Origin of the sequence: Neobacillus solisequens (assembly GCF_051233465.1) — a bacterium.
GTDB lineage: Bacteria > Bacillota > Bacilli > Bacillales > Cytobacillaceae > Neobacillus.
Genome location: NZ_JBKFGJ010000003.1, coordinates 296,843 through 311,066 on the forward strand (window position 1 = coordinate 296,843; position 14,224 = coordinate 311,066).

Annotated in this window: 10 protein-coding genes; 9 read left to right on the plus strand and 1 reads right to left on the minus strand. The window is 37.9% G+C overall.

The window, feature by feature from the left end; translation table 11 throughout:
• Positions 1-245 precede the first annotated feature (245 nt).
• The 7 genes from ACI3K6_RS05685 to ACI3K6_RS05715 all read left to right on the plus strand — a co-directional run bounded on the left by ACI3K6_RS05685 (position 246) and on the right by ACI3K6_RS05715 (position 11,764).
• Positions 246-1,394, plus strand: a complete 1,149-nt coding sequence (locus tag ACI3K6_RS05685) for a cadherin-like beta sandwich domain-containing protein (protein ID WP_435554075.1) — start codon at positions 246-248, stop codon at positions 1,392-1,394.
• A 131-nt stretch (positions 1,395-1,525) separates the two neighbouring features.
• Positions 1,526-4,288, plus strand: a complete 2,763-nt coding sequence (gene ppc, locus ACI3K6_RS05690) for a phosphoenolpyruvate carboxylase (RefSeq protein WP_435554076.1) — start codon at positions 1,526-1,528, stop codon at positions 4,286-4,288.
• 215 nt (positions 4,289-4,503) lie between these two features.
• Complete coding sequence (gene adhE / locus ACI3K6_RS05695; protein WP_435554077.1) at positions 4,504-7,107, plus strand: bifunctional acetaldehyde-CoA/alcohol dehydrogenase; 2,604 nt, start codon at positions 4,504-4,506, stop codon at positions 7,105-7,107.
• Between the two features lie 327 nt (positions 7,108-7,434).
• A complete protein-coding gene (locus tag ACI3K6_RS05700) occupies positions 7,435-9,066 on the plus strand; it encodes a long-chain-fatty-acid--CoA ligase (RefSeq protein ID WP_335476030.1) in 1,632 nt (543 codons plus the stop codon).
• 125 nt (positions 9,067-9,191) lie between these two features.
• On the plus strand, positions 9,192-9,935 hold the full coding sequence (locus ACI3K6_RS05705) for a hypothetical protein (RefSeq protein ID WP_435554078.1): 744 nt from the start codon (positions 9,192-9,194) through the stop codon (positions 9,933-9,935).
• Between the two features lie 19 nt (positions 9,936-9,954).
• Complete coding sequence (locus ACI3K6_RS05710; RefSeq protein WP_435554079.1) at positions 9,955-10,662, plus strand: hypothetical protein; 708 nt, start codon at positions 9,955-9,957, stop codon at positions 10,660-10,662.
• Positions 10,663-10,684: 22 nt separating this feature from the next.
• Positions 10,685-11,764: an alpha/beta fold hydrolase gene (locus ACI3K6_RS05715; protein WP_435554080.1), complete on the plus strand. Its 1,080-nt coding sequence runs from the start codon at positions 10,685-10,687 to the stop codon at positions 11,762-11,764.
• A 65-nt stretch (positions 11,765-11,829) separates the two neighbouring features.
• Here ACI3K6_RS05715 and ACI3K6_RS05720 read toward each other — a convergent pair whose 3' ends face one another.
• Positions 11,830-12,609, minus strand: coding sequence for an alpha/beta fold hydrolase (locus ACI3K6_RS05720; RefSeq protein WP_435554081.1), 780 nt, complete (start codon positions 12,607-12,609; stop codon positions 11,830-11,832).
• Between the two features lie 146 nt (positions 12,610-12,755).
• Between ACI3K6_RS05720 and phaQ the strand changes: the two genes are divergently transcribed.
• A complete protein-coding gene (gene phaQ, locus ACI3K6_RS05725; RefSeq protein WP_335476018.1) occupies positions 12,756-13,190 on the plus strand; it encodes a poly-beta-hydroxybutyrate-responsive repressor in 435 nt (144 codons plus the stop codon).
• Complete coding sequence (locus ACI3K6_RS05730) at positions 13,171-13,773, plus strand: hypothetical protein (protein WP_435554082.1); 603 nt, start codon at positions 13,171-13,173, stop codon at positions 13,771-13,773. The genes phaQ and ACI3K6_RS05730 overlap by 20 nt, the downstream gene beginning before the upstream one ends.
• Positions 13,774-14,224: the final 451 nt, after the last annotated feature.

Consider the following 14,224-nt stretch of genomic DNA (forward strand, 5'->3'; position numbering starts at 1 on the left):
ATTTCCTTCGTGCGTGGGTGAATTCAAGGAAGAAAATCAATGTCCTGTGGGAGTACGGTTCTGGAGAGACCCCGCAGGCGCAAGCGCCGAGGAGGCTCGCCGAAACGCCCACGAACCGCACGTGCCTGGAGCGGAAATCAACATACAAGTTTAACAGAGCCATAAAATTAAGATAAACTTAAGCTTTGGTTGATATAGTTAGTCCAAAATGATCATTCAATTGGTTGTAGACAGGAGGATTAACCATGTTAATCAAAGTGCCCCAAAAAGGGTTAAAGCTCATCTTAGCTGCTTCTATCGTGAGTTTCGGATCCATTTCTAATATTCCAACTGTATTTGCTGAGGGCGAACGTACAAGCCAAGGGCAAACGAATGAAGCAGCTGCCATGTTAACTAGTTTAGAAATAGACGGAATTAAATTGGATCAGACCTTCACACCAGAATTGAAAAAATATACAGCAACTGTAGACAATGAAGTTCAATCCATTCAATTAACCGCAAAAAGTGAAACTGAAACATCACAGATTTCCTTTAATGAAAAATCTGTATCAAACGGGAAATCAGTAAAGCTTGAACTTCAAAGCGGTGAGAATAATTTCCTAATAAAGGTGAAAAACGGCAGCAACACAACCATATACACGTTAACTGTAACCAGAAAACTAGATCATCATAATCTTCTACAAAACCTAAAGCTTTCAACTGGTGAGCTGTCACCCGTTTTCTCACCAACGGTTACCGATTATAAGGTTCAAGTAAAGAATGAAATTTCAGCACTCACTGTCATCCCTTCAGCAGCTGTAAACACGGCAAAAGTAACAGTAAATCATTCTCCAGCAACTGCAAAAGGTGTTGAAGTAAAAATCCCGGTTGGGACAACTGAAGTAAATATTGTGGTAACAGCCGAAAATGGTGAGAGTATAACTTATACGTTGCATATTACAAGGGAAAAGGAAGCAGTTGTCACAAAACCAACAGACCCATCAACTCCGCTAACGGGTTCAGCACCAAAGCCAACTGGCATGGAAACAGCATCAGGCCAACAGAAGTCAGGACAAACGAAAACTAGCAGTGGTACTTATATGCAGACAACTGGGATCCAACAAACTGCTACTACGACCAAGGCGACACTTTCAGCCTTAACCGTGTCAACAGGTACATGGGATAGTGATTTTGAATCAGATGAATTTACCTATCACATTGCTGTATCTAGTGACGTGAATACCGTTACCATAAAACCTACAGCACAAAATAGTGGGTCATCTATTACAATTGAAGGAGGAACATCAAGAACTATTCCATTGGATGCTGACAACAAAACCATCATCTCAGTAGTAGTAAAATATGATAACTCTGATCGAAAAACCTATGTATTAGAATTTGACAAAACCTCATAAAAACTAAAACCCGTGCCAAGCGGGTTTTTATTTTTGAAAAATTAAGAATAAATTTTTTCCACATTTCTTTAGGATATGATATATTAATATTTAAATTTTAAAAATTGATCTAGTTGAGGGAAGGTGAAAAGATGGCAGCAGAAATAAACATGAATGACAGCAGTCTTCCATTACGTAGGGATGTCAAATTACTCGGTAATATGCTGGGTGAAATTCTAGTTGATTATGGTGGTCAGGAGCTTTTTGAAAAAGTCGAAAAAATTCGACTTATGTGTAAAACATTAAGAACTCATTTTGACCAAAAAGTATATAAAGCACTAAAGGAAGAGATTGAAACATTGGATCCACCTATGCGAAAACAAGTAGTACGAGCTTTTTCAATCTATTTCCATTTAATTAACGCTGCAGAACAGAATCATCGGATCCGCCGCCGCAGACAATATCAGCTTCAAGAGGATAAAATGGTCCAGCCTGGGTCCATTGAAAGTGCCATACTAGCATTAAGAGAAAATAAAGTTGACGAACCCACGATCCAAGAAGTATTGAACACAATATCTTTAGAGCTGATCATAACGGCCCATCCTACTGAGGCAACTAAACGGTCCATATTGGAAATTCAACAAAGAATCGCTGATATTTTAAATAAACTGGATCATCCACTTTTATCAAATAGAGAACAAAAGAAACTAGAAGAAAGTTTATTTAACGAAATATCCATTTTATGGCAAACGGATGAATTACGGGAGAATAAGCCGACGGTCATGGACGAGGTCCGTAATGGTCTTTACTATTTCGATCAAACCTTGTTCGATGTTTTACCTGAAATCCATCAAGAGGTAGCTGATTGTTTGGAAAAATACTATCCAAACCAGTCATGGAATATTCCTAATTTACTTCGTTTCGGCTCTTGGATTGGCGGGGACCGTGATGGGAACCCAAATGTAACACACGATATAACTTGGGAAACTTTAACTCGTCAACGAAGATTAGTCTTAAAGAAATATAAAAAGGGATTAGTTGACCTGATGAAAAGATACAGTCACTCTTCTACAAGGGTAGAAGTTAGTAATGAACTGCTTGCTTTTCTACATGAAAACGAGGATCTTTACTTATCCGAGGATAAAAAGTGGCCGATTCAATCTGAAGTCTACCGCCGTGCCTTTGCCATTATTATTCAGCGGGTTCTTCAAGTTGGGGAATCTGAAAAAGGCTACCAGTCCTCCGAAGAGCTGTTGACAGACTTAAAAATAATCAAACAGAGTTTGAAACGTCATCATCCAGCAGCACATGAATTAAAAATCATTCAAAAACTAATTCGACAGGTACAACTATTCGGGTTTCATTTAGCTACACTCGACATTCGTAATCACAGTGGCGAACATGAGGCAGCCATAACAGAAATTCTTAGAAAGGTGCGCCTTTCTGAAAACTATGCGGCTCTGACAGAAGAGGAAAAGCTGCAGATTTTACAAAATATTCTTAAAGATCCTCGGCCTCTGCTCTTATTAAATGAGGACTATTCCCCTGAAACACAAGAAATGATTAAAGTGTTTAATATGATTAAAAGAGCTCATGATGAATTTGGAAAACGGTCCATTACCGTTTATCTTGTAAGTATGACAAAATCTCCAAGTGATTTATTAGAGGTTCTTGTCTTAGCTAAGGAAGCAGGATTATACCGACTCCACGCTGATGGTACATTGGAAAGCCATTTACATGTTGCACCGCTCTTAGAAACGATTGATGATTTATCAGCAGGTCCTAATATAATGGAAACACTTTTTCAAATGCCTGTTTATCGAAAGCATTTGGAAATCTTAGGAGACCAACAGGAAATCATGCTAGGGTATTCAGATGGAAGCAAAGATGGTGGAACATTAACAGCAAACTGGAAATTATATAAAGCGCAAATTGATATTCACAATATGGCGAAAAAATATCAATTGGGCTTAAAATTTTTCCATGGCCGCGGAGGTTCTTTAGGTCGAGGTGGCGGTTCACTTAATAGAAGTATTCTATCACAGCCAGTAGAAACGATTGGGGATGGAGTTAAAATTACGGAGCAAGGTGAAGTCCTATCCGCGAGGTATCTGCTTGAGGATATTGCTTATCGGAGCTTAGAACAGGCAACTTCTACACTTATTTTGGCTGCAGCGCATGTTTCAATGGAAGGTCCACATGGGCAGCTAAGAGAGCCGGCTTGGGAAGAGGCAATTGAGGAAATTTCGGGTGCTTCATTAGAGAAATATCAGTCTTTGGTTTTCCAGGATCCTGATTTTTTAACCTATTTCCACGAAGCTACTCCATTAAAAGAATTGGGAGCCCTTAACATTGGCTCAAGACCAATGAGCCGGAAAAGTCAAGGGAGATTTGAAGATTTGCGGGCCATTCCTTGGGTGTTCGCCTGGACACAAAGCCGTCAGTTAATACCAGCTTGGTATGCTGCCGGAACTGGATTAAAAACTTTTGCGCATAAAAGCAAAGAAAACTTAAAGATTCTACAGCAAATGTATGAAAAGTGGCCGTTTTTCCAATCTATCATTGATAATTTACAGATGGCATTAATGAAGGCGGATATTACGACTGCGAAGGAATATGTGACGCTGGTTAACGATCAAACAATTGCTAATCGAATTTTCACTAATATTTTTGAGGAATTTGAACGAACAAAAGCCATCCTCCTAGAAATTACCGAGGACAAAGAATTACTTGACCATACTCCAAACATCAAGGATTCGGTATTTAGAAGAAATCCTTATGTCGACCCGTTGAATTTCTTGCAAGTAGAATTAATTAAAGAACTCCGAAGCTGCGAAGAATTAAATGAAGAGCTGTTAACAGAGGTATTGCTAACTATTAGTGGTATCTCCGCAGGCTTGCGAAATACAGGTTGATAGAAGTAGCCTCTGACCATTTTATTAATGGGTCAGGGGCTTTTTTTATTGAATTTCGAACATTTTGTGAATTCTTTAAAAATGAATGGCTATTCATTCATTTTTTCGCAAAATTCGACAAAAACCCTGAGATCTACCATGATATATTGAATCCAGAGAATCAACAAAGGGAAAAACTTGTTCATGAAATCAACAATATCGATGGAGGGATTGAAATGGCTATAAAAGAAAAAGTTGTTCAGGAGAAACAACAAGTTTTGGCAATGATTGATGTTTTAGCCAATAATGCTGCAAGAGCTCTCGAAGAATTCCGCTGCTACAACCAAGAAATGGTGGATGAAATTGTTAAAAGTATGGCTGTAACTGCTCTTGAGCATCATAAATATTTGGCGAAATTAGCAGTGCAGGAAACACAACGCGGTGTGTATGAAGATAAAGTGTTTAAGAATATGTTTGCAACAGAAATGATTTACAACAATATCCGAGATATGAAAACCGTGGGCGTGATTAGTGAAAACGAAAATGAAGGCATGGTGGAAATGGCTGAACCAGTTGGGGTGATTGCCGGTGTTATTCCCATTACCAATCCAACCTCCACTGTTATTTTTAAATCATTAATTTCACTTAAAACAAGAAACCCTATCATCTTTGCGTTTCCTCGTTATGCGCAAAAATGCTGCTCGATTACAGCCGAACTGCTTCGGGAAGCTGCGGTTAAGGCGGGGGCTCCGGAGAATTGCATCCAGTGGATTGAAACCCCTTCTCATGAGGCCTTTCAAGTTTTAATGATGCACAATAAAATTTCACTAATTCTAGCAACAGGAGGACCTAATTTAGTAAAGGCTGCTTACAGTTCGGGGAAGCCTGCACTAGGGGTTGGGGCTGGGAACGTTCCATGTTATATTGAAAAATCTGCAAATATAAAACGCGCAGTTAACGATTTAATCTTGTCCAAAACGTTTGATAACGGAATGATTTGTGCCTCCGAACAGGCAGTGATTATCGATCAAGAAATTTATCATCAAGTAAGACAGGAATTAATTGATCATAACTGTTATTTCCTCAATGAAGAAGAACGGCAAATGGTCGAGCAGGTCGCAATAGATCAAAAAAGTGCAATGCTTAATCCACTGATTGTTGGGTTGCCTGCTTATATGATTGCCAAAATGGCAGGTGTGAATGTGCCAAAAAATACGAAAATCTTACTGGCAGAGTTGGATGGAGTAGGTCCAAACTATCCACTTTCTTGTGAAAAATTAAGCCCTATTCTGGCATGCTATAAAGTTAATAATCTTGCTGAAGGGCTGATGATTGCTGAACAAACACTTGAATATGGTGGTCTTGGACACTCGGCAGCGATTCATACCACAAATCAGGATGTTATTGACACTTTTGCTTTAAGAATGAAAGCTGGAAGAATAATCGTTAACACGCCATCAACCCACGGGGCAATTGGTGATATTTATAATACATCTTTACCGTCCTTAACAATTGGATGTGGTACTTATGGAGGGAACTCAGTGTCACAGAATGTTGGTGCAGCCAATTTAATCAATATTAAAAAAGTAGCTAAAAGAAGAACGATGACACAATGGTTTAAAGTTCCTTCTCAGGTGCTGTTTGAGAAAAACTCTATCCAGACATTGGCTACCATTCCTGACATTTCTCGGGCTTTTATAGTTACAAGCGGAAGTTCCTTGAAAAACGGTTATGTCGAAAAAGTAAATTATTATTTGAAAAAAAATCCTAACAAAGTTCTATGCGATACTTTTTATGATATAGAGCAGGAGCCAAGTATTGAAACGGTTATTAAAGGCGCTGAGCAGATGAGGAAATTTCAGCCGGACTGGATCATTGCACTTGGCGGAGGCTCGGTAATGGATGCTGCAAAAGCGATGTGGCTGTATTATGAACATCCGGAAACAGATTTCCAAAGTCTGACACATAAGTTCTTTGATCCAAGTAAACGGGTGGTCAAATTTCCTCATCTACGGAATAAAGCACACTTTATTGCGATTCCAACTACATCTGGTACAGGTTCTGAAGTGACTTCCTTCTCTGTAATTTCCGATAAGAGAACAAATATAAAATATCCATTGGCTGATTTGCAGTTGACTCCAGATATAGCGATCATTGATCCGCAATTTGTGATGACTGTTCCTAAATCTGTGACTGCAGATACCGGGATGGATGTTTTAACACATGCAATAGAGTCTTATGTCTCTGTTTTAGCTAACGATTATACAGATGGACTTGCTCTTAAAGCCATTCAATTAGTTTTTAAATATTTACCAATTGCCTATCGTGACGGTAGCAATGAGCTCGCCCGCGAAAAAATGCATAATGCTTCAACCATTGCCGGAATGGCATTTGGAAACTCCTTTTTAGGAATTAATCATAGTCTTGCCCATGTTCTTGGTGCTGAATTTAATATCCCGCATGGACGTGCAAATGCAGTCATGCTTCCACATGTTCTAAGATATAACGCCATGAAGCCAAATAAATGTATGACTTTCCCTAAATACGAACATTTTGTTGCGGATGAGCGCTATGCCGAAATATCTAAAATGCTTGGCTTGCCCGCCAGGACTACAGAGGAAGCGGTCGAAAGTTTAATCGGGGCAGTAATAAAATTGGCAAAGGAACTGGAGATTCCAATGAGTATTAAAGAATTCGGAATTTCTGAGGAAGAATTTGAAAGTAAGGTACTCACATTAGCAGAACGTGCCTTCGATGATCAAGATACTATTGCTAACCCAAAAATGCCACTTGTAAGTGAATTAGCTGAAATCTATCATTCTGCCTATAAAGGGGTATAATAGGAAACTTTGGTCTCAAGTCTGTCCCATGATTGGGGCTGACTTGAACCATATGTTCTCTTGAATTATCGAAACTTTTGTGAACAAAATATACATTTTGTCGGAAAAAAGAGTGTTATTAAGCTATTAAAACGGTTAGTAGTTAAAATTCGCCATATTTACCCAATTCACCCACTTGAACTTGCAGAAGATTGATGAAAAACGTCGTAATGAGAACGTTTACAAAACTCCTTTTTATAACAATAATTTAAGTGATTACAAGTTCTTCCAAGATGATGATGTGAATTTTCATCTTGAGTCTTGGAAGTATTCAAGGAGGGTAATAGGGTGGAATATCAAAAAAAACCATGGTTAAAGTTTTATGATCCAAGAATAAGTAGAGATGTATTAATTAAGTACGATTCACTGTTTGACATGTTAAAGCAAGCGGCGAATATCCACCACGATAAGCCTGCATTAACGTTTTATGGAAAGTCATGGAGTTATAAGGAAACTAGAGTGATTTCTGAATGGCTTTCAGCTTCCTTATATCGGGTGGGATTTCAAAAGGGCGAACGGTTGGCCATTATGCTACCCAACTGCCCACATTATATTTTCAGTCTATTTGCTGTCTTTCGATTAGGTGGAATTGCTGTTCAGGTAAATCCTATGTATGTTGAACGGGAGATCGAATACATACTTAACGATTCTGAATCAGAATATATGATTGTTTTTGAGGATCTTTATCATAGGGTCAAGCAAGTCCAGCAAAAGACTAACTTAAAGAGAATCATAGTTGTAGGTTTTGGTGCTAACAAAATCCAATTAGCTGAAGGGGATCTTTATTTTAATGACTTTTTAACCCATGATAATATCATTCCAGAAATTCCAATAGATATAAAAGAAGATGTGGCTCTTTTACAATATACCGGGGGTACAACAGGAGTATCAAAGGGAGTCATGCTAACCCATCATAACTTGCTTGCTAATATTATCCAAGTTTGTGATTTCACCTATAATGCTGTTGATGAGAAGCCGGAAAATTTCAAGATCATCAGTGTCTTGCCGATGTTTCATGTATATGGCTTGTCATGCAATGCATTGTCAGCCATAAGAATTGGCTGTAATCAACTAATCTTGCCACGATTTGATGTAAATGAAGTATTGGAGTTAATTAATCAGGAGAAACCGTTCCAATTGACAGCAGTACCAACGATGATTTTTGCTTTGAATAGTCATCCACTTTTGGAAGAAAGCAAGATTAAAGAGATCTATTATTTAAGTAGCGGTGGGGCACCACTACCAGTTGAACAAGTTAAAACCTTTGAGAAAAGAGTGGGAGTCAGACTGGCAGATGGGTACGGATTATCAGAGACTGCTCCGTCAGCTATTTCAACACCTCCATTTCTGCCAAGAAAATTAGGAAGTGTTGGAATCCCATTACCAGGGACGGAGGCAAGGATTGTCAGGGAGACACCAGATGGATTTGCTGATGTACCGGTTGGTGAAGCGGGGGAACTAATACTGCGTGGACCACAGGTAATGAAAGGGTATTGGAAACGTCCGGGGGATACGGAGATGGTATTAAGGGAAGGCTGGCTCTTTACAGGGGATATAGCCAAAATGGATCATGACGGCTATTTTTATATTTTAGATCGAAAAAAAGACATGATTATTGCTAGTGGCTATAATGTTTATCCACGTGAAATTGAAGAAGTATTATACAGGCATGAGGCGGTTGAAGAAGCAATTGTTGTGGGTATGACTGATGACTACCGTGGGGAAACAGTAAAAGCTTTTGTAAAATTAAAATCAGGCGCAAAAGCGAGACCTGAAGAATTAATTGAATTTTCCAAAATGAATCTGGCTCCATACAAGGTACCAAAAGAAATTGAAATTCTTGATGATCTTCCAAAATCATCTGTTGGGAAGCTGTTAAGAAGAATGCTTAGAAAAGAAGCAGAGAAACAAGAAGTATAAAAAATTAACCTCATGAACTACTCAAGATTATTCCTCCTAGTAACAACTTCAATTTAAATGCAAGTTCCATATATATTCGATAAAAATGATATTTTTAATAATCTGAAGGAAACGGAGTGAATCACATGAATCATCAAAATGAAGACTTAAATGAGATAAATTCGAAAAAAAGAAAGCAACCAACAGACAAGAAAGCTACTGAAATGGATAAAACACCAGAGGTCCCAGAACAGACAGAAAAACCTGTAGTAAGAGAAGAAGTAAATTCAGAAGAGCCTAGTCTGCATGCCGAAGTGGAACGCGAAAGAGAAGAACAACTTTCGAGCTTGGATATGCTTTGGAAGCTGGCCTTCAAAGAATTGGACGAATGGGCAAAACGTGCAGATTTCCGCGATGAAGTGTTATTAAAACAAGCGCAGCTTTTTGTCGACAGCATTCAAAGAAATCAAGAGAATATCAAATCTGTTACTGAAAAATTTAGTCAGGAATTTTCTGAATGGGAAAAAACGGCAAGGGATGAATTTTTAATGTCGACAACCAGTCTTTCTCATTTCTTTCCTCTCAAATCATATGAAGAAATCAATCAGCAAATTGAAAAAATCCAGAAAACTGCACTGTCAATGCTTCAAAAACCATGTCAAACCATGACTAACAACCAGGCATTAGAAAAATATTTTGACATGATTGAACAGTACATCGCACTTAGGAAAAAGTATCGAAAACAGTATCTAAACACAATTAAACAGGCTGGGAACTTAGTCTATGAGAATCAAAAGGGATTTGTGGACCTGTTTGCCAAACAGGTGAAAACGTTTATGTTTCCGCTAAATAAATATTTGGAAAAGGCCGAAGAACTTACAAAATCATAATGTTAAGGGGAGAAGAAGGATGGCTAACGAAAAAACATATAATCCACTTGAGAGCTATAAGAGAATGAGTGAATTGTGGGAAAAACAAATGAATGGCCTTTTGTACATGATGACTGATAATAAAGAGACGGTAAGTTTGATGAAGCTTGGAGTTGATGGTTATTCTCGTTATTTGCAGCTTTTAAGAAGAAACCAGGATTTGATGGCCAGCTTTCTTAATATCCCATCGAAAAAAGATGTCGCCAAGGTAGCTAAAATTTCCATTCAGGCAGAAGAAAAGATTGATATTTTGGAAGAACAAATTTGGAATATGCAGGATGGAATCGCTCAATTAAATAAAGATCATCTTGAAATGTTCCAAGAACTAGTAAACATCATTACCCAGATGAAAAATGAGTTTCAAAAACTTGGAGAAGAAATGGCCGAATCTCAAAAAATATCCTCAGACATTCATGAATTACGCCATGGACTTGTCGATATAAAAATTATACAAGTAAATCTTCAGGAATTACGTAAGGAAATTGACACCATTAAGGGAATTAAAACCGAGCTCAAGCAGTTGAAGGAAGCTCAAAAAACCAATAATCTCCAATCAGAAATCCAGGATCTAAAGCTTGGGGTGATGCAGCTCCCGGACATATTGCAGGAGCTCTCGGAACTGAAGACCCTGATTGAAAAAGAAAAGAAAAAAGAACTAGAGTTATCCACAACGGGTCCTTCAAATTAAACTAGTGAAAGGAGGTTAGACAATGGATTCTAAAGCTACTCTGAAATATATTATCCCACCATTAGATCTGGAAAAAGAAAAAACTAGATGGGAACAGCTTTATAAAGTGTTTTCCGAACCTAAGCCAGATATTATTTCGACACCAAGAAAGGCTGTTTGGAAAAAAAATAAATCCACACTTTGGTATCATCCGGCCAAGGAAAAGAAATATCAAATCCCGGTATTTGTTGTCTATTCTTTACTAAATAAGGCATATCTTTTAGACATTGGACCAGGTAACAGTGTAATAGGGGGGTTAACGGAACGGGGGTATGATGTTTACCTGTTCGACTGGGGATCGCCGGGGTTAGAAGATCAGGATTTGACTCTCGATCATTATATCCTTGATTATTTAGAGCCCGCTGTAAAACGGGCAATCCGATATTCAGGAGCTAAAGAAATTTCTATACTTGGCTATTGCTGGGGAGGAACATTTTCATCTATCTTGACGTCAATCACCGATTTGCCGATTAAAAACCTAATATTAGCTGCCACTCCAATCGATTTTAGCATCGGCATCGTTCCGGATAAATGGTTAGAAGGGCTCCAAACGGGCCAAATGGACTTTAATCGTTTTTCTGATGCATACGGAACCATTCCACATGAGTTTTTGTATTTAATGTTTAGAATGCTTTCACCAGTCTATGGTAGTCCGATGATTAACCTTGTTACAAGGGCATATGATGAAAAATATGTGGAAAAATGGCGTCAAATGGATAAATGGACAAAAGATACCGCATCATTTGCCGGAGCAACCTTTAAGCAGATGTTTAATGATTTCTTTAAAGAAAATAAACTTTTAAAGGGAGAATTAATGATAGGAGGAAAACAGGTTGACTTAAGCAATATTAAATGCCCACTTTATGTTTTCACATGCTCTAGGGACACTTTAGTTTTGGAGAAACAAAGTTTGCCAATAGTAGAGCTTGCTTCAAGCAAGGATAAAACCTATGAGGTTTTTGAAGGTGGACATGTATCCTTAGCATTGACAGGAGTGTTTGCAGAAATTGCGGATCAATGGCTCAACACTCGTTCAAAAGAAATACAAAATACTTTCGTATAATTAAGATAAATGAGAAATACATTATTAACGGGAAGGACCCCCATCCTTCCCATTAATATGAAAAATTATCCAGCATATTTTTGCAGGTTGAGGAAATTCCGTAGCAGGCGGTTAAACCGGTCTTTTGCTTCAAGTTTTGCAAGATGACCGGTGTTCCTCATTATAATAAATTGAGAATGTGGTATCTTCTTATGCATGACCGCTTGTAGCCAAACAGGAAGAATACAATCATATTGACTGCCAACAATTAAGGTAGGCACTTTTATTTGCGGTAATAAAGCCGAATTATCCACTTCAAGACATGCTTTAAGAGATTCAACGAATACATAATCCTTTATTTTGATTAATTTATTAAATTCCCTTATCGTATCTTTACTCCAGGAATAAAGGGCCATCTGAGCCAAATAGTTTGTTCTTCCTTCTGAACTAATCGCCTCAAATTTTGCCTTTCTATTTTCAAATAATAATCCTTTTAATTTCTTTGGGAAGTAATGGAATGTGCTTATTAACATGAGAGAACGACATATGGAGGGTGCTTGGCGGTATATTTCTTGTGCAACGGCTCCGCCCATTGATAAACCAAGAATGTGAGCGTTTTCAATTTCTAGCTCCTTTAATAAAGCTATGATATCGGCAGCGAAGTTTTGAATGGTGATTCCGTCTGTTCTTTTACATTCACCGTGTCCGCGAAGATCAGGAATAATCAATTCAAATTGATCAGCCAATTCAAATTGGTGTTGCCATCCCTCCTTATATTGGCCTAAACCATGGATTAACACCAATGATTCACCAGCTCCAAAATGTAAATAGGGGATCCCTAATTTACTGATTTTCGCAATTTCCATTTTACACCACCTTTCATTTTTATTAGTTTATAACCATGTTGCATAAAATGTAAACATAATTATTTGACTTTTGTTAATATTTATTTTCTGGATTGACAAAATATTACTGATAGGTGTAAAATACATATAGGTGAGGTGATAAAGATATGGTAAACCAAGACAATCAATCAGTCAATCCTTCAAAAAACTTTGTGCTGCCATTTATTTTATTGCTTCTTAGCAAGGTTTCCCTACATGGATATGAACTTAGCCAGAAATTAGAGTCGTTTGGATTTAAGACTCTGGACCAGGGGAATTTATACAGAATGTTAAGACAGCTAGAGAAGGACGAGCTTGTGTCATCGGAATGGGATACAACAGGAACAGGACCGGCGAAGAGACGTTATTCCATTACAAAAGCCGGTGTGAAATACTTAAAAGGCTATGCAGGTCAATTGGAAACGTATCAATCCTTACTTGACCAATTCTTTAATATGTATACCAGTGTATTAGAGCTCTACATTCCTTCCTTACAAAAGAAGGATTCTATAGAGAAGGTAAATAAGAGGAGGAGGAAAGACGATGGCTCAGAAGAAAATTGAAGCAGTTCCTGATGTCTCAGAAAAACCAATGCCGGAAGTGAAGGAATCGCCAAGAAAAGCTTTATTTGTAGACACATTCTGGGATCAATATGAGCTCTCACGTGAACGTGCAGAAAAACTCCGTGAAAATCGGGAGGATGCTTATTTAAATGCTATCAAAGAGGTAATCAAATTTAATAAGCAATACAGAAAAGCCATTACCAAACTGTATGATCAATCTAAAAAGACCAATAAAGAGATGGTCACAGAGCTTGTATCCCAATTGAATGCACGTAAAGAAGAACATAAAGAAGTAGCGGTTCCAGTAAATTCAGACCGTGAAGAACTGAAAAATCAGTTTAAAGAAGTCTCAAATCAATTAGAGAGATTGGCACTTACACCTGTTAAATCAGTCATTCAAGTCATTGAACAATTGGAAGATAACTTTGAAAAAAATACCGAGTCCAGTATCGCTTTTGCTCGTGAACGCCGTAATGCCTGGCTCGAAGTAAGAAAAGAATATGTTAAACTGGCCAGAAATACACATGTAAATCTTCTTGAACGAGGTAAAAGCAGCATTAAGGAGCTTATTAAAGTTAAATAACACAGAATAGGAGATTCATCATCATTGTTGCACATAACAATCCCATTCAAACTATAAGAAACCACAAACTCAGGATTATTAGAGCTTGTGGTTTTGTGTGTTTTATTGAACATTTTGTTCAAGACTTCTGATAATCTGACAGCTTCTGCTTGGAAAAAAATGACTCAGTGACGTAGTGACTATCCTTTCTTTTCCTAAACGCTATCTAAATGAAATATGTGTGATTGGTCCGAATAATAAAATGCCTTCATCAAGGGTATGAAAGACAAAACCCAGTTGAGCAAGAAAAAAACTGTCTTTCATCAAGGGTATGAAAGACAAAACCCAGTTGAGCAAGAAGAAAACTGTCCTTCACACTGGTATGAAAGACAAAACCCAGTTGAGCAAGAAAAAAACTGTCTTTCATCAAGGGTATGAAAGACAAAACCCAGTTGAGCAAGAAAAAAACTGT

Coding starts and splice junctions, on each gene's coding strand:
- ACI3K6_RS05685 (WP_435554075.1), top strand. CDS start 246: ATGTTAATCAAAGTGCCCCAAAAAGGGTTAAAGCTCATCTTAGCTGCT.
- ppc (WP_435554076.1), top strand. CDS start 1,526: ATGGCAGCAGAAATAAACATGAATGACAGCAGTCTTCCATTACGTAGG.
- adhE (WP_435554077.1), top strand. CDS start 4,504: ATGGCTATAAAAGAAAAAGTTGTTCAGGAGAAACAACAAGTTTTGGCA.
- ACI3K6_RS05705 (WP_435554078.1), top strand. CDS start 9,192: ATGAATCATCAAAATGAAGACTTAAATGAGATAAATTCGAAAAAAAGA.
- ACI3K6_RS05710 (WP_435554079.1), top strand. CDS start 9,955: ATGGCTAACGAAAAAACATATAATCCACTTGAGAGCTATAAGAGAATG.
- ACI3K6_RS05715 (WP_435554080.1), top strand. CDS start 10,685: ATGGATTCTAAAGCTACTCTGAAATATATTATCCCACCATTAGATCTG.
- ACI3K6_RS05720 (WP_435554081.1), bottom strand. CDS start 12,609: ATGGAAATTGCGAAAATCAGTAAATTAGGGATCCCCTATTTACATTTT.
- phaQ (WP_335476018.1), top strand. CDS start 12,756: ATGGTAAACCAAGACAATCAATCAGTCAATCCTTCAAAAAACTTTGTG.
- ACI3K6_RS05730 (WP_435554082.1), top strand. CDS start 13,171: ATGGCTCAGAAGAAAATTGAAGCAGTTCCTGATGTCTCAGAAAAACCA.